General features: G+C 64.6%; 18 protein-coding genes. 16 read left to right on the top strand and 2 right to left on the bottom strand.

What is annotated here, in order from left to right; translation table 11 throughout:
* Nucleotides 1-20 precede the first annotated feature (20 nt).
* A complete protein-coding gene (locus FQ775_RS08335) occupies nucleotides 21-1,193 on the top strand; it encodes a Gfo/Idh/MocA family protein (protein WP_146301464.1) in 1,173 nt (390 codons plus the stop codon).
* 16 nt (nucleotides 1,194-1,209) lie between these two features.
* Here FQ775_RS08335 and FQ775_RS08330 read toward each other — a convergent pair whose 3' ends face one another.
* Complete coding sequence (locus tag FQ775_RS08330) at nucleotides 1,210-2,100, bottom strand: alpha/beta hydrolase family protein (protein WP_146301463.1); 891 nt, start codon at nucleotides 2,098-2,100, stop codon at nucleotides 1,210-1,212.
* Between the two features lie 134 nt (nucleotides 2,101-2,234).
* On the opposite strand from FQ775_RS08330, the gene FQ775_RS08325 reads away from it, so the two are divergent.
* From FQ775_RS08325 to FQ775_RS08305, 5 genes are all read left to right on the top strand, one after another.
* Nucleotides 2,235-3,161, top strand: a complete 927-nt coding sequence (locus FQ775_RS08325; protein WP_146302105.1) for a bifunctional helix-turn-helix transcriptional regulator/GNAT family N-acetyltransferase — start codon at nucleotides 2,235-2,237, stop codon at nucleotides 3,159-3,161.
* A 124-nt stretch (nucleotides 3,162-3,285) separates the two neighbouring features.
* Entirely contained in the window at nucleotides 3,286-4,053 is a 768-nt protein-coding gene (locus FQ775_RS08320) for a tyrosine-protein phosphatase (protein WP_146301462.1), read from the top strand.
* Nucleotides 4,054-4,191: 138 nt separating this feature from the next.
* Nucleotides 4,192-5,241: a dihydroorotase gene (gene pyrC, locus FQ775_RS08315; protein ID WP_146301461.1), complete on the top strand. Its 1,050-nt coding sequence runs from the start codon at nucleotides 4,192-4,194 to the stop codon at nucleotides 5,239-5,241.
* Nucleotides 5,242-5,292: 51 nt separating this feature from the next.
* Nucleotides 5,293-5,988, top strand: a complete 696-nt coding sequence (locus tag FQ775_RS08310; protein ID WP_146301460.1) for an orotate phosphoribosyltransferase — start codon at nucleotides 5,293-5,295, stop codon at nucleotides 5,986-5,988.
* A gap of 134 nt (nucleotides 5,989-6,122) precedes the next feature.
* Complete coding sequence (locus FQ775_RS08305) at nucleotides 6,123-7,643, top strand: protein adenylyltransferase SelO (protein WP_146301459.1); 1,521 nt, start codon at nucleotides 6,123-6,125, stop codon at nucleotides 7,641-7,643.
* A 278-nt stretch (nucleotides 7,644-7,921) separates the two neighbouring features.
* Here FQ775_RS08305 and FQ775_RS08300 read toward each other — a convergent pair whose 3' ends face one another.
* Nucleotides 7,922-8,173 (bottom strand): hypothetical protein, encoded by a 252-nt coding sequence (locus FQ775_RS08300; RefSeq protein ID WP_167812850.1) that lies wholly within the window; start codon nucleotides 8,171-8,173, stop codon nucleotides 7,922-7,924.
* Here FQ775_RS08300 and FQ775_RS08295 point away from each other — a divergent pair.
* From FQ775_RS08295 to FQ775_RS08250, 10 genes are all read left to right on the top strand, one after another.
* Nucleotides 8,162-9,700 (top strand): helix-turn-helix transcriptional regulator, encoded by a 1,539-nt coding sequence (locus tag FQ775_RS08295; RefSeq protein ID WP_167812848.1) that lies wholly within the window; start codon nucleotides 8,162-8,164, stop codon nucleotides 9,698-9,700. The genes FQ775_RS08300 and FQ775_RS08295 overlap by 12 nt on opposite strands.
* Before the next feature lie 153 nt (nucleotides 9,701-9,853).
* On the top strand, nucleotides 9,854-10,882 hold the full coding sequence (locus FQ775_RS08290) for an ABC transporter permease (protein WP_146301457.1): 1,029 nt from the start codon (nucleotides 9,854-9,856) through the stop codon (nucleotides 10,880-10,882).
* On the top strand, nucleotides 10,882-11,757 hold the full coding sequence (locus FQ775_RS08285) for an ABC transporter permease (RefSeq protein ID WP_246730304.1): 876 nt from the start codon (nucleotides 10,882-10,884) through the stop codon (nucleotides 11,755-11,757). Before FQ775_RS08290 ends, FQ775_RS08285 begins: the two co-directional genes overlap by 1 nt.
* A gap of 2 nt (nucleotides 11,758-11,759) precedes the next feature.
* Nucleotides 11,760-13,439 carry a nickel ABC transporter ATP-binding protein NikE gene (gene nikE / locus FQ775_RS08280; RefSeq protein WP_146301456.1) on the top strand — a complete coding sequence of 560 codons (1,680 nt, stop codon included), beginning with the start codon at nucleotides 11,760-11,762 and terminating at the stop codon, nucleotides 13,437-13,439.
* Between the two features lie 34 nt (nucleotides 13,440-13,473).
* Nucleotides 13,474-15,042, top strand: coding sequence for a hydantoinase/oxoprolinase N-terminal domain-containing protein (locus FQ775_RS08275; protein WP_146301455.1), 1,569 nt, complete (start codon nucleotides 13,474-13,476; stop codon nucleotides 15,040-15,042).
* Nucleotides 15,026-16,150 (top strand): S-methyl thiohydantoin desulfurase family protein, encoded by a 1,125-nt coding sequence (locus FQ775_RS08270; RefSeq protein WP_146301454.1) that lies wholly within the window; start codon nucleotides 15,026-15,028, stop codon nucleotides 16,148-16,150. Before FQ775_RS08275 ends, FQ775_RS08270 begins: the two co-directional genes overlap by 17 nt.
* Nucleotides 16,147-17,241: an S-methyl thiohydantoin desulfurase family protein gene (locus FQ775_RS08265; RefSeq protein ID WP_146301453.1), complete on the top strand. Its 1,095-nt coding sequence runs from the start codon at nucleotides 16,147-16,149 to the stop codon at nucleotides 17,239-17,241. The genes FQ775_RS08270 and FQ775_RS08265 overlap by 4 nt, the downstream gene beginning before the upstream one ends.
* A gap of 41 nt (nucleotides 17,242-17,282) precedes the next feature.
* Entirely contained in the window at nucleotides 17,283-18,854 is a 1,572-nt protein-coding gene (locus FQ775_RS08260; protein WP_146301452.1) for an ABC transporter substrate-binding protein, read from the top strand.
* Between the two features lie 240 nt (nucleotides 18,855-19,094).
* The gene (locus FQ775_RS08255) at nucleotides 19,095-20,150 is read left to right on the top strand and encodes a helix-turn-helix transcriptional regulator (RefSeq protein ID WP_167812846.1); all 1,056 of its coding nucleotides are present in this window, start codon (nucleotides 19,095-19,097) and stop codon (nucleotides 20,148-20,150) included.
* A gap of 155 nt (nucleotides 20,151-20,305) precedes the next feature.
* Nucleotides 20,306-20,656, top strand: a complete 351-nt coding sequence (locus FQ775_RS08250; protein WP_146301450.1) for a hypothetical protein — start codon at nucleotides 20,306-20,308, stop codon at nucleotides 20,654-20,656.
* Nucleotides 20,657-20,696 lie beyond the last annotated feature (40 nt).

Below are 20,696 nucleotides of genomic sequence, written 5' to 3'. Positions count from 1 at the left end.
GGCGATCGGGAGGGACGAACATGGTCGGCGCATCCAAAGCGCAAACGGGCAATGGCCCGATCCGCTACGGCATGGTTGGGGGCGGGCAGGGCGCCTTCATCGGAGCGGTCCACCGCATCGCGGCGCGGCTCGACGGCGAATTCGAACTCGTCGCCGGGGCGTTGTCGTCGGATCCGGCACGGGCGAAGGCTTCGGCCGCGGAGCTCGGCCTTGATCCCGAGCGCAGCTACGGCTCCTTCAAGGAGATGGCCAAGGCAGAGGCCAAGCGCTCAGACGGCATCGAGGCGGTGGCGATCGTAACGCCCAACCATATGCATTACCCGGCCGCCAAGGCGTTCCTGGAAGCTGGCATTCACGTCATTTGCGACAAGCCGATGACCTCGAATTTGGCGGATGCGAAGAAGCTGGCGGCACTTGCCGGCCAGTCGGGCCGGCTCTTCGTGCTGACCCACAACTACACCGGCTATCCGATGGTGCGGCAGGCGCGCGAGATGGTGGCCAAGGGTGTGCTGGGCGATTTGCGGGTCGTACAGGCCGAATATCCGCAGGATTGGTTGACGGAGCGCCTTGAGGGCACCGGCCAGAAACAGGCTTCCTGGCGTACGGACCCGAAGAAGTCGGGCGCGGGTGGTGCCACCGGCGATATCGGTACGCACGCCTTCAACCTTGCCCGCTTTGTCACCGGGCTGACGCTCGACAGCCTTGCGGCCGATCTCACCGCCTTCGTCGACGGCCGGCCGCTCGACGACAACGCGCACGTGCTGTTGCGCTTCAAGGGCGGTGCGAAGGGCATGCTGTGGGCGAGCCAGGTGGCGCCCGGCAACGAGAACGCGCTCAAGCTCAGGGTCTACGGCACCAAGGGCGGACTGGAATGGGAGCAGGAGCATCCCAACCACCTGTGGTTCACGCCGTTCGGCCAGCCAAAGCAACTGATCACGCGCGGCGGTGCGGGCGCGGGCGATGCCGCGGGACGCATGTCGCGGGTGCCGCCCGGCCATCCGGAAGGCTACCTCGAAGGCTTCGCCAACATTTATGCCGAGGCCGCGCGCGCCATCCGCGCGGCGCGCCGCAAGGGCGGCAAGGCGGGCAAGGATGTCATCTTCCCGACTGTGGAGGACGGGGTGGAAGGCGTTGCCTTCGTCGAGGCTTGTGTGAAATCTTCCAGAAAGAATGGAGCCTGGACGAAGCTCTGACTGGTCCCGCGGTGCCTCACGTCATGGCGTTCAAGAATTCGAGGACGGCGCGGCGCATTTCCGGCGTCTCCTCATGGCCCGTCTCGGGCTGCGACAGCCTGATCAGGGCGTCCGCGGCATCCATTTCCCGGTAGGCAGTCAGCGTTTCGGCATAGGCCGCCTCGACCGCAGCGGGCGGGGTCAACGGGTCGTGGTCGCCGGTACAAATGAGTTGCGGGCGAGGTGCGACCATGCCGGCAATGCGGCCGGTACTGGTCTCGGCGAGCAACCCGGGAACGGTCATGTAGATGCCGTGGAGGTCGTGCGCGCCGGTTTCGATCAGGCTGGCAAGGTCGGCGTAGCAGCAAAGATGCGCCGCGCGCGCGATGCGCGGCTCGATGGCGGCCAGGAAATAGGTCTGCGTGGCGCCCATCGATAGCCCGAAAGCGGCGATGCGGCCGGCATCGACATCGTCGCGCGATGCGAGGTGGTCGAAGGCGGAGAGCAGATCGGCCAGCATCATCGCGAACAGGCTTTTTCCTTGCCACAGCAAGGCCTTGGCCAACGCGCCTTCACTCTCGTGCGACCGTTCGCCAAAGGTCGGCATGTCGACCGACATGGCGACAAGACCTTCGCGTGCCAGCAGCGGCCCATAGGGTGAGATGAGGCTCGGCCGGCCGGCAAGCAGCTCCGATGCACCGATCGCATATCGATTCCCGTGGGCATGGCAATAAAGCACGGCGGGGAAGGGGCCGAGCCTTGCCGCAGGCCGCGTCAGCAGCCCGCGCACCGGGCCTTCGCCGAAATCGAAGACCAGCCGCTCGGCGACATGATCCTCATGTGTTTCGCTCTCGCGGGACAAGATCGTCGGCGCGCCGCGCGGCCGTACAGGTATGCGGATCAGTTCCTTGAGGCGCTCCGGTGTCATGGCTGCTTCCATCCTGTCGCGAGCTTAACACGCGTGACGGCCTTGGCGAGGCATCATGGTTTGGCTCCATTAATTGACTTTGGCAACTAAATATTTGATCATGACACATGGAGGATGATACCGTGGAACCCGACATGAATGTCGCGCCTGACCAGATCGCGGCAATGCGCGCGTTCAACCGTTTCTACACGCGCCAGATCGGCGCCCTCAATGAGGGGCTGCTCAGGTCGGATTTTTCGCTCGCCGACGCGCGTGTTCTTTACGAACTTGCGCACCGTGATGGTTTGAGCGCGGGCGAACTGGCCCGCTCGCTGGGTCTCGATGCGGGCTATCTCAGCCGTATCCTGAAGAGGTTTCAAACGCGCGGGCTGGTTGAGCGGCGCCGGTCCGAATCCGATCGGCGGCAATCGGTGCTGTCGCTGACGGAAGAGGGGCGCGAGGCGTTCGCGCCCCTCGACAGCGGCGCGAGCGAGGAGGTCCGCAACCTGTTGTGCAACTTCCCCGAAAGCGAGCGACGCCGGCTGGTCAATGCCATGGCCACAGTGCTCGATATCCTCGGTCCACGCGGATCGCCCTCCGAGCCCTATCTGCTGCGGCAGCCGGAACCTGGCGATTATGGCTGGATCGTGCATCGACAGGCGCGGCTTTATCACGACGATTTCGGTCTGGATCAACGTTTCGAGGGGCTGATCGCCGGCATCGTCAGCCAATTCATCGAACAGTTGGACCCGACCTGTGAACGCTGCTGGATCGCCGAACGGCATGGTGAGGTCGTCGGCTCCATCTTCTGCGTCAGGGCCAGTGACGAGGTCGCCAAGCTGCGCCTCCTTTACGTGGAGCCGTCGGCGCGAGGGCTCGGCATCGGTCGCAGGCTCGTTGAGGAGGTGATCCGCTTCGCCCGGTCCAAGGGGTACCGCACGCTGACGTTGTGGACCAACGACGTCCTGGTCTCGGCACGCAAGATTTATCAGGCGACCGGCTTCACTCTGGTCGAGGAAGAACACCATCATTCCTTCGGCAAGGACCTTGTCGGCCAGAACTGGACCCTTGATCTCGGCTGAGACGCGCCTGTCACCACGACGTCACGACCGTGCCTGCTAATGCATGCCGGTCACGGACTTGCTGGCGCGCGGAGCGGTTACTATACGATCGTCTGTGTTGCACGGGCCGCGGTTGAGAGTGGCGATGACTGACAGGAACTCGCAGACGCAGGAGCCGCCGGAGCGGGTGATCGCTCTCGAAGGCCTCCACAATCTGCGCGACCTCGGTGGCTACGAAACAGTGTCTGGCGCGAGCACGCGTTGGCGCTCGGTACTCAGAAGCGGCGGACCGGCCCAACTCGGTGCGGCCTCACAGGCTCGGCTCATTGAGATGGGACTCGGCACGGTGATCGACCTGCGCAGCCCGCGCGAGGTTGAGCGCCACCCAAATCCCTTCGATAGCCATGAAGCCGTCGAGTTTCATTCGTTGCCGCTGTTCGGCGCCCTGGCCCCGATCCCGACTTTGCACAATGACGGCAGGCTGTTCGATATGGCAGCACGCTACCGCGAGGCACTCGACGACTGCCGCGAGGCGATGGCGCAGGTGTTTGCAGCAATCGCGGCAGCGGGACCGCGCATGGTGCTTTTCCACTGCAGCGTCGGCAAGGACCGCACCGGCATCATTGCCGCAATTCTCCTCCGCCTCGCCGGCGTCGATGAAGACACGGTCATCGCCGACTACGCGCTGACCGAAACCGTCGCCGCGCCTCTGCTCGACGGCTACCGGCAGAAGGCGCTGGCCCAGGGCGCCGACCCGGCGCTGGTGGATGCCTATCTCGGCTGTCCGCCGGCGACGATGCGGTCAACGCTCGACCATCTGGAGACGCAGCACGGGGGTGCGCCGGGCTACCTCGCCGGGATCGGGCTTGACGCCGGTGACGTTGCGCGGCTGAAAGCGCGGCTGGAAGGTTAGGGGCTGGCGAGCACCACCGTTCGGCTGTCGCTTCAGAGGGATCGTGGGCCGAAAAGGCTGGGATAATCCACGCACGCGGTATTCCGCCCCGCGCTGCTTCGTGCGAAAGGGACCGGAACGCAAGCCGGGAGCCCGCATTTGAACAGCCTGACGATCAGGAAACCGGATGACTGGCACCTGCATCTGCGCGACGGCGCGATGCTGGCAGGCGTTCTGCCATACAGCGCAGGGCATTTTGCCCGTGCCATCATCATGCCCAATCTGGTGCCTCCGGTCGTAACCGTCGCCGATGCAGCAGCCTATCGCAACCGGATCGAAATGGCGCTGCCGCCAGGTTCGGCGTTCCAACCGCTGATGACGCTCTACCTCACCGAGGCGACCAAACCGGCCGATGTCGAGGCCGGCTTCCGCGACGGTGTGGTGACGGCGGTCAAACTTTATCCCGCCGGTGCGACCACCAATTCGCAGAGCGGCGTACGCGACATCGAGAAAGTGTTGCCGGTGCTGGAAAAGATGGCGGCGATCGGCATGCCGCTCTGCGTCCACGGCGAGGTGACCGACCCGGCGGTCGACATCTTCGATCGCGAAGCGGTGTTCATCGAACGGGTGCTTGATCCGCTGCTGCGGCGCATTCCGGAACTGCGCGTGGTCATGGAGCATCTCACGACCAGGGACGGCGTCGACTACGCCACCGCTGGTGGCGACAACCTCGCCGCCACGATCACCACCCATCACCTGATCATCAACCGAAATGCGATCCTTGCTGGCGGTATCCGCCCGCATTATTACTGCCTGCCGGTCGCCAAGCGCGAAGAACACCGGCTGGCGTTGCGCAAAGCGGCGACGTCGGGTGACAGGCGCTTCTTCCTCGGCACGGACTCGGCGCCGCACCTCGATGCGCTGAAGGAATGTGCCTGTGGCTGCGCCGGCATCTTTTCGTCAATCAACACGCTCTCCTGCCTGGCGCATGTGTTCGAGGAGGAGGGCGCTCTCGACCGGCTCGAGGCCTTCGTCTCACTGAATGGCCCTGCGTTCTACCGCCTGCCGGCCAACGAGGACAGGATCACGCTGGTTCGGTCGACGGAAGCTATTCATTTCCCGGCCAGCGTGGAGACCGGCGACGGGCCCGTCACCGTCTTCGATCCCATGTTCCCGATTCACTGGACCGTGGCCAATGAGGCCAACTGACGGGCAGCCGCCAGCCGCGGTTGCGCCTCCTATCGCGAGGAAAAAAGATCGATGTTTTCCAACACCTTTCCCGACCGTGAGCTGATTGCAAAAAGCGTCGCCCGCATGCTGCTGGAGATCGAGGCGGTGCATTTTCGCGCCGACGAGCCCTATACCTTCACGTCCGGGCTAGCGAGCCCGGTCTATATCGACTGCCGCAAGCTGATCTCCTATCCGCGCATCCGCGCGGCCATCATGGACTTCGCGGCTTCGGTGGTCTTCCGCCAGGTCGGGTTCGAGCAGTTCGACGCCGTCGTCGGCGGCGAGACGGCGGGCATCCCGTTCGCGGCGTGGCTGTCCGACCGTATGGGCCTGCCGATGAACTATGTGCGCAAGAAGCCGAAGGGTTTCGGCCGCGATGCCCAGATCGAGGGCGCACCGGTTGATGGCCGCCGCGTGCTTCTGGTCGAGGACCTGACCACTGACGGCGGCAGCAAGATCAAGTTCGCCGAGGCGCTGAGGACAGCTGGCGCCAGCGTCACCGACACGTTCGCGGTCTTCTACTACGACATCTTTCCGGACGCACCGGACCGCCTGAAAGCCGCGGGGATGCGGCTTCATTATCTCGCGACCTGGTGGGATGTGCTCAATGTCTGCCGCGATGAGGCGCGTTTCGATGCCGCAACGCTGGCCGAAGTGGAGAGCTTTCTGAAAAAGCCACTCGCATGGTCCGCGGATCATGGCGGGATCTCCGAGCTCGCTGGCTGAGCGGTTCTGTCCGGGGAACGACGCGGACCGCCAACCGTTGAGCCCGTGAAGGCATGGGCGGCTTGGCGCTCCGCGACACGCACCCTGCCGCTGTGCTAGAAACGGATGCGAGGAAACGGCTAGACCGAAGGATCATGTCCGCAAGCACGACTGCAGCAAGAACGGCGGCGCCAGGCGCTGATGGCGGTCCGATCGCGTTCGACAACAGCTATGTGCGATTGGCGGAGCGCTTTTTCGAGCGCGTCGCGCCGATGCCGGTGGCGGACCCGAAGCTCATCAAGGTCAACGAGGCGCTCGCCCGGCAACTCAACATCGATCCCGATTGGCTGTCCGGACCGGAAGGTATTGCCATGCTCGCCGGTAATTCCTTCCCGGTGGGCGCCGAGCCGATTGCCGAAGCTTATGCCGGACACCAGTTCGGCCAGTTCGTGCCGCAACTCGGCGACGGCCGCGCGATGCTGATCGGCGAGGTGCTTGACGCCGATGGGCGCCGCCGCGACATCCAGCTCAAGGGCTCGGGACCAACCCGCTTTTCTCGCGCCGGCGACGGCCGCGCCGCGCTCGGCCCGGTGCTGCGTGAATATGTCGTCGGCGAGGCGATGGCCGCTCTCGGTATTCCGACCACGCGCACCCTCGGCGCGGTCACCACCGGCGAATGGGTCTATCGCGAGACGCGGCTTCCTGGCGCGGTGCTTGCCCGCGTCGCCTCCAGCCATGTGCGGATCGGCACCTTCCAGTTCTTTGCCGCGCGCGGCGACACAGACGCGGTGCGCACTCTGGCCGACTACGTCATTGCGCGCCATTACCCGCATCTTCGAGGTGCGACGCAACCGGCATTCGCGCTCCTAGAAGCGGTCACCGGCGCAGTGGCGGAGCTCGTTGCGCGCTGGATGCTGGTCGGCTTCATCCACGGCGTCATGAATACCGACAACATGGCCGTTGCCGGCGAAACCATCGATTATGGCCCTTGCGCCTTCATGGATGCCTACCATCCGGCGACCGTATTCAGTTCGATCGACCAGATGGGGCGCTACGCCTACGCCAATCAGCCGCGGATCGCGGTCTGGAACCTTGCCCGCTTCGCCGAAACGTTGCTGCCGCTCTTGAGCGAAGAGCAGGAGGACGCGGTAAAGCTGGCGGAAGGGGCGCTCGGCGCGTTCCAGGGGCGCTACGAGCAGGTCTTCCGCGGCGGCATGCGCCGCAAGCTGGGCCTCACGACGGAGATGGAAGGCGACACGGATCTGGCCGCTTCCTTGATGGAGGCGATGGCCGAGAACGAGGCCGATTTCACGCTGACCTTCCGAGGCTTGGCCGATGAGGTCGTGCCGGGGCGGGGTGGCCAGGCGCGGGCGCAATTTGCCGATCCGACACAGTTTGATGCGTGGGCGGAACGCTGGCGAGCGCGCCTCGCCCAAGAGCCCCTGGAGGCCGAAGAGCGTTGCGCTGCGATGCGCGGCGTCAATCCGCGCTATATTGCCCGCAACCACCGCGTCGAGGCAGTTATTGTGGCGGCGGTGGAGCAGGGCGACTACGCGCCTTTCGAGGAATTGCTTGCCGTGACGGCGCGACCGTTCGACGAGCAGCCGGGCTTCGACCACTACGCGGAACCCCCGCGGCCGGACGAGCGGGTGTTGCGAACCTTCTGCGGAACCTAGCGACGCCACGTCGAGCGGGGCGCGTTGGACAGAAGCAAGGCGGCTGCGCTAGGTCACTCCGGTCCCGACCACACGCGGAAGGCTCGATGTCTGCTGCCAGCAATACGGAAACCGCCGGTCGGCCCACGAGCGATGCCGGCGCCACGCAGCCGGTCGTTCCCGGGGCGTTGATCGCCGCCGACATCCTCCCGACCCTGACGCCAGGCGAACGGACCGTGCTCGCAGCCCTGACGTTAGCTGGCAACGGGCTTGACGCGAACGGCGTCGATCCAGCCGCTCTAACCGGCCTTTGCGAGCGGCTTGCCAATGCCATCCTCTTCGACAGGGCAGCCGGTCGAGTTGCGTTCCGACATCCCGAGTTGGCGGTTCATTTCCGCGCGGCGTTGCACCTTGACCTGTCGGCTGGAATACGGACTGGTACGCAGGACGATACGGTTGCCGCGATCGTTGCCGCGCAGCAGCGCGGCGATTTTGATGAGGCGCTGCGTCTCTTCAAGGTTGGCGGCGGCGAATTCTTCATGCATTTCCATGGGCTGGAGCCTTGTCTTGATACGCTGCAGGGGTTTCCGGAGGCCATGCAGGAGGGCGAGAACGTGCTCGTCTTCGCCTATGCCATGCATGCGCTGAAGTCGGGCAATGTTGCCCGTGCCCGCCACCTCATCAGCCGCCGCTTCGGCGCCGACGCCCACGATGTCACGCGCGTGCTGCGCGACACCGAGCGGTTTCCGCTCGATTTCCGGCTGTTCCGTTTCCTGATGGCAATGTACGAGGACATTGCCATCACCGATGCAATGCGTGACATGGTTTTCGATGCGCTCGGCGAGGTGCCGCTCGACGATCATTTGCAACGCGGCAGCTTCTACAATGCCATGCTGGAGGTGGTTGTCAGGCGGCGCGAATATGACGCCGCCGACGAGATTGCCCGGCGCGCCCGCCATCACTACCGCCAGGCCGACGCGCACCTGCTTGGCTTCTACATCGATCTCTACCAGGCGATCCTGTGCCTTATGCGCGGCGCGATGAGCTTTGCCGAAACCCATGTGCGCGATGCCGATGAATCGCTGGCCAAGGTGCCTTTCGACACACCCTCTGATGCGCGCATACTCGGACTGGTGAAGGCGGTAATCCGCTACGAGCAAGGCGACGTGCGCACGCTGGTGCGCTTCCTGAACGAGGAGTTCGACCGCTTCGCCTATGGCGAGATCTGGCCGACGGTGGCCGAGTTGGCGATCAACTATGGTGGACTGGCACTCAGCCGCCACGTGGCGCCCGCAGCGGCCCGGGTCTTCCTCGACAAATGGCGCGTGCAGGAATGGCGCTCCAACCGCTTCCGCCTCGTCATCACGCTGCGCGAAGTGGCGGTGCTGCAAAACGGCAACCGCTGGCAAGAAGCTTCCGACCTGCTGACGGCGCTCCAGTCGCGCGTCAACCGCACCTGGGTCGAAGGTGCTGTCGAAAACCTCGTCCGCCTTGTCGACCCGCAGGAGATTGCGCTTGTGCTGGCCTGGCTTCGGCATCTGATCTGGGAGGTGCCGTCGCGGCCACTGCTACGCGAACAGGTGACCGAGTTCCTGCGCAACGGTCATCTCACCGACCGCCAGGCGGTGACCTTGCGGCTGTGGGCGGCCCATCTGGCAAAGCTGCACCGCGACATGACCACTGCGCGCTCCGAGCTCGTCAAGGCGCTGGAGGCGTGCGCCCGGCTCGGCACCATCATGCCGCTGGCTGAGGAAACGCAGTTCCTTGACAGGCTTCTCGAAGACAAGCGTATCCGCGAATTCGCACTTGCCTCCAATGATGTGCGCCAGATCATGCGAAGGGTACGGGCGCTCGACACGCCCGCATCCGACGGCCCGCGCCGGGCCGGACTGACCAGGCAGGAGATGAAGGTGCTCTTGCTGGTGGTCGAAGGCGGATCGAACAAGTTCGTCGCCAGGCAACTCGGTCTCTCCGAGGTGACGGTCAAGTTCCACCTTTCCAACATCTTCCGAAAGATCGGCTGCCGGCGCCGTGCCGAGGCGATCGCGACCGCCAAGGCGCTCGGCTGGGTTGCATAGGTCGGCAAAAGGCCACCACGCGCCCAAAAACCTATACCCATTCGATCAAAACCCATACTTTCGTGATCTTGATTGACCTGACCCCTTCACGACAGTCTTCCGACAAGAACAGCGCGGCAGCGAATGCCGCCCGAGGCGGAACCGGGTCGGTCGATGCAAACCAACTCAATCGACGTCATGCTGAGACGGCTGGTCGGCTTTGCCGGCGTCATGCTCGTCCTGTCGCTGATGATCTTCGTCCTGGCCCGTGTGGTGCCGGGCGATCCGGCGCGCATTGCGCTCGGGCCGAGCGCCACGCCCGAGCAGGTCGAGCAGATGCGCCTCGAGATGGGCCTCGACGATCCGATCATCGTCCAATACGTCAACTATCTCGGCGGTGCGCTGCGCGGTGACTTCGGGCGCTCGCTGATTTCCGGCAAATCGGTCGCGATCGAAATTCTTGAACTCCTGCCCGCCACGCTGGAACTGGTGCTGGTGACCGTTTTCCTGATGGTCGTGATTTCGGTCCCGCTCGGGGTGATCACGGCGCGTTACCGTAACAGCTGGATCGACAATACCGGGCGGCTGTTCTCGATCGTCGGCGTCACCATGCCGAGTTTCCTGTTCGCCATCCTGCTGCAACTGGCGGCGGCCAACTTTTTCCCGGGGTGGCCGATCCTCGGCCGTATCGACTACACGCTGGCCGCACCGCAGGGCCCGACCGGGCTGCTCCTGTTCGATTCCATCGTGCATGGCCGTCTCGACGTCTTTGTCAGCGCCTTGCAGCACATCCTGTTCCCGGCGTTGGCGCTTGCCATGGCCGGTATCGGACAGGTGACGCGCATCACCCGCTCGGCGATGATCGAGCACCAGCGCCGGGACCACGTGCTGACACTCAAATCGTTCGGTGTTCCCGACCGCGTCATCATCTTTCGCTATCTTCTCAAGCTGTCCTCGATCGCGCCCCTCACCATCATGGGGCTCGAATTCGCCTCGCTGATCGGCAACGCCTTCGTTGTGGAGCTGGTCTTTTCCTGGGGTGGGTTCGCTTCCTACGGTCTTGAGGCCATCCTGCAGAAGGATCTGAACGCGGTCATGGCCGTGGTGCTGGTCTCCGGCTTCTTCTTCATCGTCGCCAACCTGATCATCGACGTCGTGCTCCTGATCATCGACCCGCGGCTTCGCTTCAAGGAGGCGCGCTGATGTCGGTGCCGGCCATGCCGCAGGAAGAGGCGCTCTCGACGCGCTACATGGCGTGGTACCGGTTCACGCGGAACCCGTCCGCTGTCATCGGCGGCATCATGGTGATCACCGTCGTTCTGGCGGCGGTTTTCGCGCCCGTGCTGGCCCCGTATCCGGACCATGCCGGCGCGGTCGTCGACTTTCGCAACCGCCATTCCGCGCCTGACATGACCTACCTGCTCGGCACCGACAAGGTCGGGCGAGACATTCTCAGCCGCGTGGTTTTCGGCTTCCGGGTTTCCTTGCTGCTGGTCGTTGGCGTCCTCGGCGTCGCCGTGCCGGTCGGGGCCGCCCTCGGCCTGCTCGCCGGCTATTTCAGCGGCCTGACCGAGCGCATCATCACAGGCTTCACCAATGTCATGCTGGCAATCCCGCCGCTGGTGATGGCGCTGGCGATCGGCAACGTGCTCGAGCCCAACCTCGTCAATGCCATGCTGGCGATTACATTGTTGTGGTGGACATGGCACGCCCGGCTTGTCTACCGGGTGTCGAAATCGATTGCCGCGGAGGATTTCATCGAAGCCGCGCGCCTTGCAGGCGCCAGTCACTGGCACGTCCTCACACGTGAAATCCTGCCCAATTGCATCTCGGTCATCTCGGTCAAGACGACCCTCGATGCCGCCTTCGTCATCCTGTTTGGAGCGACGCTTTCCTTCCTGGGCCTCGGCGTGAAGCCGCCGACGCCCGATCTTGGCTCGATGGTCGCCGACGGGCGTCAGTTCCTGCCAGAAATGTGGTGGGAGGTGCTCGCACCCGGTTTCGCGATCTTTTACGCCACACTCGGCTTCAACCTGCTTGGCGACGGCCTGCGCGACATGTTCGACGTGGAGGCCTGAGGATGACCCATCTCCTCGAAATCCAGGGCCTCGACGTCGCCTTCCGCACCTATGGCTTCCGTGCTCACATCCTCAAGGACGTTTCACTGTCGATCCCCGAAGGCGGCCGCGTGGCGCTGATCGGCGAAACCGGCTCGGGCAAGTCGGTCACCGCCAAGTCGATCCTCGGCACCCTGCCGGCCAACGCGATCGTGGAAAGCGGAGCGATCCGTTTCGACGGGCGCGACGTGCTGAGCCTTGCCGCAAGCGAGCGCGACCGCATGAAGGGCACGGCCTTCTCGGTCATCATGCAAGACCCGCTGTCCTCCTTCAATCCGGTCTTCCGCATCGGTCGCCATCTCGACGACGTGATGCGTTTCGCAGACATGAGGCTTGGCGAGAAGGCCGGTCCGGCGGACCGTCAGAAACGCATCTACGAGGTGTTGCGGAAGGTCCAGCTTTCGGACCCGGCACGGGTGTTTTCCGCCTATCCGGCGCAGCTTTCCGGCGGCATGCGCCAGCGGGTGCTGATCGCGCTCGCGCTGCTTCACCAGCCGAAACTGTTGATCGCCGACGAGCCGGGCACCGCGCTCGACGTCACCACCCAGGACGAGATCATGAAGCTGATCAACCGGCTGGTGGCCGACAATGGGCTGTCGCTGCTGATGATCACCCACAATCTCGGCGTGGTGCGCCAGATGGCCGACGACATCTACGTCATGCGCCATGGCGAAATCGTCGAGCACGGGCCGTTGCGTCGGCTTTTCACTGCGCCGCGCGAGGCCTATACGCGCCAGCTCGTCGACGCGATCCCGCCGCTCTACGGGCCCAAGGTGGTCGACCAGCCCGCCGTGCAGGCCGAGCCGATCATTTCCCTGAAGTCCGTCTCGAAAGTGTTTGCCGAGCGTCGCCTGATCGGCAAGGGCAGTGAACATATCGCGGTCAAGGATGTCGACCTGACGATCCGCAAGGGCGAGATTTTCGGGCTCGCCGGAGAATCCGGCTCCGGCAAGACGACGGTCGCCCGCATGATCATGGGGCTGATCGCCCCAAGCAGCGGCGAGATCGACGTCGATGGCGTGAAGATGGTTGGCACCAGCCGCAGCGACGCCTTCCGGCATCTGACCCAGATCGTCTACCAGAACCCCGGAACATCGCTCAACCCGAAGCGCACGGTCGGGCAGACGCTGTCGGTGCCGCTGCGCTTTGCAGGACTCGACCGAGCGGGTTTCGGCGAACGCATCGCCGAACTGCTGCGTCATGTCGACCTGCCGCCGCACTACGTGTCGAAATACCCGCACGAGCTTTCCGGCGGCCAGAAACAGCGTGTCGCGATCGCCCGCGCACTCGCCGCCAATCCCAAAATCATCGTGCTCGACGAGCCGACCTCGGCTCTCGACGTCTCGGTGCAGAAGAACGTGATCGCGCTCTTGCAGCGGCTGCGCGACGAGCTTGGCCTGACCTACCTGTTCATCTCCCACGATCTTTCGCTGATGCGCAATTTCTGCAGCCGTATCGCCATCATGCTGCGTGGAGAGCTGGTCGAGGAGGGGGCTCCGAAAGAGGTCTTCGCGGCCCCGCAACACCCCTATACGCGCGCACTGATCTCGGCGGTTCCGGTGATGGCCGAAGAGGAAGAACGGATGAAACCCTCCGTCACGGCGGAGGAGAAAAAGCAGTTTCTTGTCGACGCGGTCGCCTGACGGCCGTCGGCACAGGAGGAAAAGGAGAATTGCGGTGTATCGCCTGGGCATAGACGTAGGAGGAACCAACACGGACGCCGTGGTCATGCATGACCGGGACGTCCTGGCCGGCGTGAAGGCGGCCACGACGGAGGACGTCACCTCCGGAGTCCTGGAAGCGCTGGAGCAGGTTCTCGCCAAGTCCGGCGTCGAGCGCGGCAAGATCGCCAATGTGATGATCGGCACGACCCATTTCACCAACGCCGTCATCGAGCGCAAGCATATCAGTCCGGTCGCGGCGATCAGGCTCGGCCTGCCGGCGACGGCCTGTCTGCCGCCGATGGTCGACTGGCCGGAGGATCTGCGTGAGGCGGCCGGCGACCTCGGCTATCTGGTGCGCGGCGGCTATGAGTTCGACGGTCGCGAGATCGCGCCGCTCGACGAGGACGAGATCGACCGCATCGCCGAGGACATTGCCGCCAAGAAAATCGGCTCGGCCTCGATCAGTTCGGTGTTCAGTCCCATCAACCGGAAGATGGAGGTTGCCGCTAGGGACCGGCTTCTGAAGAAATGCCCGGAACTCCAGGTGGTCTTGTCCTCCGATATCGGCCGCATCGGGCTTCTGGAACGCGAAAGCGCGGCGATCATGAACGCCAGCCTGCTGGCGCTCAGTGAGCGTACGGTGGATGCCTTCGGTTCGGCGCTGAAATCGACCGGCCTGCATTGCCCCTTCTTCATAACCCAGAATGACGGCACGCTGATGGACGCGGCGATGGTCAAGCGCTTTCCGGTGCTGACCTTCGCCTCCGGCCCGACCAATTCGATGCGCGGCGCGGCCTTCCTGACCGGCATCAAGAACGGCATTGTTGTCGACATCGGCGGCACGACCACCGATGTCGGCGCATTGCAGCACGGCTTTCCGCGCCAGGCTGCCACCGTGGTCGACATTGGCGGCGTGCGAACGAATTTCCGCATGCCGGACGTGTTCTCGATCGGGTTGGGCGGCGGCTCGCTGGTGCGTCGCGGGCGCGATGGGGCCGTCACGGTCGGCCCTCAGTCGGTCGGCTATCGCATCACGAAGGAAGCGCTGGTCTTCGGCGGCGAGACGCTGACGGCGACCGACGTCGCGGTGGCTCTCGGCGAAGCCGATATCGGCGACAAGTCGAAGGTCGCCGGCATCGAGGCCGACATGGCACGTGGTGCGCGCGCGGCGATCACCGCCATGCTGGAGGCGGCCGTCGAGCGCAGCCGGATTTCGCCGGAGCCGCTTCCGGTCATCGCCGTCGGCGGCGGGTCGATCCTGATGCCGGACAGACTTGGCGACCTCGACGTGCTGCGGCCGGAAAACTTCGCCGTGGCCAATGCCGTCGGCGCGGCGATCGCCCAGATCAGCGGCGAGGTCGACCGGATCTATTCGCTGGAGAACGGTCTGACCCGTGAAAGCTGTTTGAAACAGGCGGAAGAGGAGGCGACGAAGAAGGCGATCGGCGCGGGCGCGAGTGCGGCGACCATCGAAGTGATCGAGCGCGAGGACGTGCCGCTCGCCTATCTTCCCGGCAACGCCACCCGCATCCACGTCAAGGTGGTGGGCGAGATGGGAGGCGGTGATGCTGTCGCGGCCTGACCGCCTCTGGACCCTTAGCGAGGCCGAAATCGAGGCCTTGGAGATCGGCTCGGCGATCCTTGGCACGGGCGGCGGCGGCAATCCCTATATCGGCAAGCTGCGCGCCCGCCAGGCCCTGCGCGACGGCCACCAGTTGCGCATCATCCGCATGGAAGACCTGCCGGATGATGCCAAGGTGGTCTCGCTGGGCGGCATCGGCGCGCCGCTGATTTCCTTCGAGCGCATCAAGGAGGGCCGTGAGGGCCTGCGCTGCCTGCGGGCGCTTGAGGAGCGCCTGGGGTTCAAGGCCGATGCCATCGCCTGCGAGGAGATCGGCGGCCAGAACGCCATGGAGCCATTGATCACGGCCTCCTTCGCCGGCCTGCCGGTGGTTGACGGGGACGGCATGGGCCGCGCCTTTCCCGAGATGCAGATGACGACCTACGCCATCTACGGGCATCGCTCGACGCCGAGCGTAATGTGCGATCCGCATGGCAATGTCGTCATCTTCGACCACGCCATCTCCGAAAAGTGGCACGAGCGCATGGCGCGCGCCTGCGTCATCTCGCAGGGCGGCGCCTCGACGCTGGCGAGCGCGCCGATGAGCGGCGCCTTCGTCAAGCGTTTCTCGATCCCCAATTCCTACACCAAGGCGATCGCCCTCGGCCGTGCCGTCATCGCGGCACGGCAGCGGCACGACGATCCGGTCGCCGCGATTTGCGCCATGGAGAACGGCCGTGTCGCCTTCACTGGCAAAATCACCGATCTGAAGCGGCACCTGAAGGGCGGCTTCGTTACCGGCGAGGCCCTGATCGAAGGTTTCGACACCTGTTCGGGGCAAACCGCTTCAGTGCTGATCCAGAATGAGAACCTCGTCTTCAAGCGCGACGGCGTGGTCGAGATCGCTGTGCCGGACCTGATCATCATTCTCGACATCGATACCGGCAACGCCATCACCACCGAGATGCTGCGCTACGGCCAGCGCATCGCGGTCGTGGCGTTGCCGTGTCATCCGCTGCTGCGCACGCCGGAGGCACTCGAAGTGGTCGGGCCCAAGGGCTTCGGCTTCGACGATATCGCGTATCGGCCGATGGCGGCGGACGAACCGGCAACAGGGAGCGCGTCATGACCAGTTTTACCGTAACGGCCGACGACATGGAGCCGATCGCGCTGGGCGGCGCGTTCCTGGGCACCGGCGGTGGCGGCGACCCGCATATCGGCAAGCTGATGGCCAAGGCGGCCATCGAAAAGTACGGGCCGGTCGAGGTGATCGACGCCGACGAGGTTGCCGACGACGCGCTTTGCGTGCCGGTCGCGATGATGGGCGCGCCGACGGTCATGGTCGAGAAGCTGCCGCGCGGCGACGAGGCCCGCGAGGCGCTGGCGCAGCTGGAGACCTTCCTTGGCCGCAAGGCGAACGCGTTGATCTGCATCGAGGCCGGCGGTCTCAACTCGACCATTCCCTTCGCGGTCGCCTCCGCCACCGGCCTGCCGCTGATCGACGGCGACGGCATGGGGCGCGCGTTCCCAGAGCTGCAGATGGTGAGTTTCACCATGCACGGCGTCGCCGCGACGCCGATGGTGATCGCCGACGAAAAGGGCAATTCCTCCGTCATCAACACCATCTCCAATCAGTGGACGGAGAAGCTGGCACGCGCCCAAACGGTGGAAATGGGCGGCGCAGCACTTGTCGCGATCTACCCGATGCAGGGTGCGGTCATGAAAAAAGGCATCCTGCGCAACACGCTGTCGCTGATCCGCGAGATCGGCGGCACCATCGCGTCCGAGCGGGCGCAAAACCGCAATCCGGCCGGGGCGCTGATTTCCCGACTTGACGGGCGACGGCTGTTCACCGCCCGCGTGGTCGACATCGAGCGGCGTACCACCGGCGGCTTTGCCCGTGGCAAGGCGATCCTGAAAGGCGTTGACGCCGACCAGGGCCGCAATTTCACGGTCGAGTTCCAGAACGAGTTTCTGATCGCCCGCGAGGAGGACGGCACGGCGCTGGCGACGACGCCGGACCTGATCTGCGCGCTCGACGCCGATGGCGGCCTGCCGATCACCACCGAGCAGCTTCGCTACGGGCTGGCGCTTTCCTTCATCGGCATGCCGAGCGACCCGCAATGGCGAACCAAAGCCGGGCTCGACCTCGTTGGGCCACGCTACTTCGGGTACGAGCAGGATTTCGTGCCCCTGGAGCGGCTGACAAAGGCCGCCTGAAGACCGCAGTCCGAAACCAGATCATCCAGAGGAGAAAGGCAATGAAGAAACTGCTTTCCATCACAATGGCGGCGCTGTTGGGCACCAGCGCGCTGGCCACGACGGCGATTGCCCAGGACAAGATATCGCTGGTCGTCAACGCGGTGCAGATTTTCGGTACCGTCGATCCTGCCAAGGTCAACGACTACACCGAATACATGGCGATCGTGAACCTCTACGACGCGCTCACCACCGTTGACGCCGACGGCAACGTCGTGCCGCAACTCGCCGAGAGTTGGGAGATTTCCGACGACAGCAAGACCTACACCTTCAAGCTGAAGGCAGACGCCACCTTCCAGGACGGCAGCCCGGTCGAGGCCAAGGACGTCGTCTATTCCATGCAGCGGCTGCTCTCGATCAATGAAGGCCCGGCCTATCTCTTCTCTGGCCTGGTCGAGCCGGACGCGGTCAAGGCGCTGGACGACCACACCGTCGAGATCACGCTCAACCGCGTCTATGCGCCGTTCACCTCCAACACGCCGCTGATCCTTGTCGTGAACTCGGACCTGGTGAAGGAGCAGAATGACGGCGAATGGGGCGAAACCTATCTCGCCGACGCCTCGGCCGGCGCCGGCCCGTACAAGCTTGCCAGCTGGACGCGCGGTTCGCAGCTGGTGATGGAGCGTTACGGCGACTACCACATGGGCTGGCCGAAGCAGAGACCGATCGACGAGTTGCGCTTTGTCATCACCCGCGACGAGGCGACCGTGAAGGCGCTGGCGACCAAGGGCGAGCTCGGCATGTCTTCGCAATACCAGTCGAACGAGACCTATGACGCGATCTCGGCGCTCGACAACTACAAGATCATCGCGGCCGACACGGCGACCGGCTTCTACATCAAGATCAACAACCAGGTGCCGCCGACCGACGACGTTCATATTCGCCGCGCGATTGCCTACGCCATGGACTACGAGACCATCCGCGAGGTCATCTATCCGGGCGGCGAGCTGAAGGGGCCGCTGGCGCCGGTCTTCGCCGACGCCCACCTCGACAGTCTGCCGGCGCCGGAGTTCAACCTCGAAAAGGCCAAGGCCGAGGTCGAGAAGTCCAAATATGCCGGGGACAAGCCGATCAAGCTCACTCACGCCTATGTCGCCAAGACGGCGTTCGAGGAAGAGATCGGGCTTCTGTTCAAGTCGACGCTCGAGACCATCGGCTTCGAAGTCGAGTTGCAGCCTGAACCGTGGAACCGTATCACCGAGTTGGCGGCCGCGGTGGAGACAACCCCGGACACGACCCAGGTCTTCTACGGGCCAACCTATCCGTCGCCGGATTCGGTCTTCTATGTGCAGTACCACTCCAAGGCCAAGGGCACCTGGTCATCGATGGAGTGGGTCATGGATCCCGAGATCGATGCCTTGATCGACAAGTCGCGCGGCGAGACCGATGTCACGGCCCGCAATGCGATCTACAAGGAGATCCAGCAGAAGCTGCACGACAAGCAGTCCGACGTCTATCTGTTGACCCAGAAGAAGCGCTTTGCCGCCAACAAGTGTCTGCAGGGCTACGCCTGGGTGCCGATGCAGAGCTGGGACACCGATTTCTCGCGGTTCTGGTGGGACTGCCAGGGCTAGTACGGCGCGGGCGGGCGGTCGGGTCACCCGGCCGCCCGTTGTGTAGCGGTGCGGTGGAACCGGTGCCGCTTTCCATGCGGAGACGACGTGCTATCTTGTGGCGGGGTTGCGCTGTGAGGTGAGCCACCGATGGCAGCGGGACTGTTGTCGGCGTCCGTAATGCCTGAGATTGTCGGCGCGGTCTACGATTGCGTCGCCGACCCCGACTTGTGGCCTCGTACTCTCGAAACAATATGCCGGATGGCGGATGCCCGCCTGGCGATGATGGCAGTGCTCGATACCGTTGCCGCGACGCCGCGCTTTTCCGTCGCGTGGGGCGAGGAGGCGTTGCTCACGCCTCTGATGCACGACTACGCCGCGGAAGTGCCGTTCTACTCGGCCCTGCCGATGATGGAGATCGACGTCCCCTTCACCGTCGACATGATCTACGCCTTGCAGGGGGCGGGTGCGCGAGAGACATGGCTTGACAGCCGAATCACGCGGGAATGGGTTGTTCCCAACAATCTCGACGATTTTTTCTGGCTCGTCCTCATGCGCCAGCCGACGCGGACCGGGACGTTCGTCATCATCACCGACCGCGACCGCCACCAGATCACGCGCGCGGAGCTCGACGCCGTGTCGCTCCTGTCGCCGCATGTCCGCCGCGCCGTCACCATCGGCGACATGTTCGAGGAAGAGCGGCGAACCGCAGGGCTGTTCCGGGCCGTGGTTGACGCGCTGTCGCATCCGGTGCTGATCGTCGACAGGGCCATGCGTATCCTGTTTGCCAACCCGGCGGCCGAGCAGATGCTCGCCGACAGGGGGACGGTTTCGTCCACCCACGGCCAGCTCTCCTTCAGCTACGCCGAGGCTGACGCCGCGGTTAGCCGGGCGGTCGCGCTTGGCGAGCACAACGAGTTCGCGCTCGGTGCCGCGGGCATCAACGTTCCCTTGCTCAGGGCGCGGGCGCCGGCCGTCGCCCATGTCATGCCGCTGGCCCGCCGGGACATCCGAGCGCGCATAACTAACCAGGCCGCGGCGGCGATCTTCATTGCCGAAGCGGGCTGCGGTCCGATCCCGGCGCTTGACGCACTCGCGGCGCTGTTCGGGCTGACGGCGGCGGAACGGCGCGTCGCCGGCCATGTCGCCATGGGACGAAGCCGCGCGGAGATCGCGCAGGCAAGCGGCGTTTCCGACGGGACCGTGAAATCGCAGCTTGCCGCGATCTTCGACAAGACCGGGACAGGTGACCAGCGAGAGTTGCAGGGTCTGTTCCGCGAACTCTCGCCTCCAGTCCGCCAGTCCCCGACTTCCTGAATCTGGCGGCTTTTTCGCGCGGCGGCATCACCCGCGCGGGGGATGCGTGGCGATTGCGACGGGATCAGAATCCGGGCCATGTCGTTCGGCGGTCGTGGCCTTGGGCGAGCGCCGACCGTCGCCCGGCATGGGTTTGCCAACGCGGGAGGTCCGCCATGCGTATGCAGACAAGCAGGTCTTCGCTCGCCATCTCCGCTCTCGCACTCGGCGCTTTGCTGGCGCTGCCCGCGGGGTCGGCCTGGGCAAAACCGAAGAAGATCAACGGCTGCACGATCGGGCAGATCCAATCTCAGGCCGCCAGCAGTTGCATCGCCAAGATGGAAAGCGACATCATGAACAACCGCCCGACCACTCATGCGGTCTACTGCTCGTCGACCGGGGCGATCCTGTGCTGCGAGTACGACGATGCAGGTCGCGTCGTCGACCATTCCCGCACGGTCATTGGAAGGTCGGGAGCCCAGAAACTGAACAACGCCAAGGGCAAGTTTGGCGTTGCGCGCAACTGATAACCGCCGGCCGGGCACGTGTCGCGGCCTTGCACGCGGC

Source organism: Nitratireductor mangrovi, from assembly GCF_007922615.2.
In the GTDB taxonomy this organism is placed as follows: Bacteria; Pseudomonadota; Alphaproteobacteria; order Rhizobiales; family Rhizobiaceae; genus Mangrovimarina; species Mangrovimarina mangrovi.
This window is presented reverse-complemented; position numbering and strand designations above follow the sequence as displayed.

Bases quoted from the DNA above. Each gene is read 5' to 3' on its own strand.
- FQ775_RS08320 (WP_146301462.1), top strand. From the start codon at position 3,286: ATGACTGACAGGAACTCGCAGACGCAGGAGCCGCCGGAGCGGGTGATC.
- FQ775_RS08305 (WP_146301459.1), top strand. From the start codon at position 6,123: ATGTCCGCAAGCACGACTGCAGCAAGAACGGCGGCGCCAGGCGCTGAT.
- FQ775_RS08300 (WP_167812850.1), bottom strand. From the start codon at position 8,173: ATGGAAATGCATGAAGAATTCGCCGCCGCCAACCTTGAAGAGACGCAG.
- FQ775_RS08270 (WP_146301454.1), top strand. From the start codon at position 15,026: ATGCTGTCGCGGCCTGACCGCCTCTGGACCCTTAGCGAGGCCGAAATC.
- FQ775_RS08295 (WP_167812848.1), top strand. From the start codon at position 8,162: ATGCATTTCCATGGGCTGGAGCCTTGTCTTGATACGCTGCAGGGGTTT.
- FQ775_RS08265 (WP_146301453.1), top strand. From the start codon at position 16,147: ATGACCAGTTTTACCGTAACGGCCGACGACATGGAGCCGATCGCGCTG.
- FQ775_RS08255 (WP_167812846.1), top strand. From the start codon at position 19,095: ATGGCGGATGCCCGCCTGGCGATGATGGCAGTGCTCGATACCGTTGCC.
- FQ775_RS08250 (WP_146301450.1), top strand. From the start codon at position 20,306: ATGCGTATGCAGACAAGCAGGTCTTCGCTCGCCATCTCCGCTCTCGCA.
- FQ775_RS08335 (WP_146301464.1), top strand. From the start codon at position 21: ATGGTCGGCGCATCCAAAGCGCAAACGGGCAATGGCCCGATCCGCTAC.
- FQ775_RS08290 (WP_146301457.1), top strand. From the start codon at position 9,854: ATGCAAACCAACTCAATCGACGTCATGCTGAGACGGCTGGTCGGCTTT.
- FQ775_RS08260 (WP_146301452.1), top strand. From the start codon at position 17,283: ATGAAGAAACTGCTTTCCATCACAATGGCGGCGCTGTTGGGCACCAGC.
- FQ775_RS08325 (WP_146302105.1), top strand. From the start codon at position 2,235: ATGAATGTCGCGCCTGACCAGATCGCGGCAATGCGCGCGTTCAACCGT.
- FQ775_RS08330 (WP_146301463.1), bottom strand. From the start codon at position 2,100: ATGACACCGGAGCGCCTCAAGGAACTGATCCGCATACCTGTACGGCCG.
- FQ775_RS08310 (WP_146301460.1), top strand. From the start codon at position 5,293: ATGTTTTCCAACACCTTTCCCGACCGTGAGCTGATTGCAAAAAGCGTC.
- nikE (WP_146301456.1), top strand. From the start codon at position 11,760: ATGACCCATCTCCTCGAAATCCAGGGCCTCGACGTCGCCTTCCGCACC.
- FQ775_RS08285 (WP_246730304.1), top strand. From the start codon at position 10,882: ATGTCGGTGCCGGCCATGCCGCAGGAAGAGGCGCTCTCGACGCGCTAC.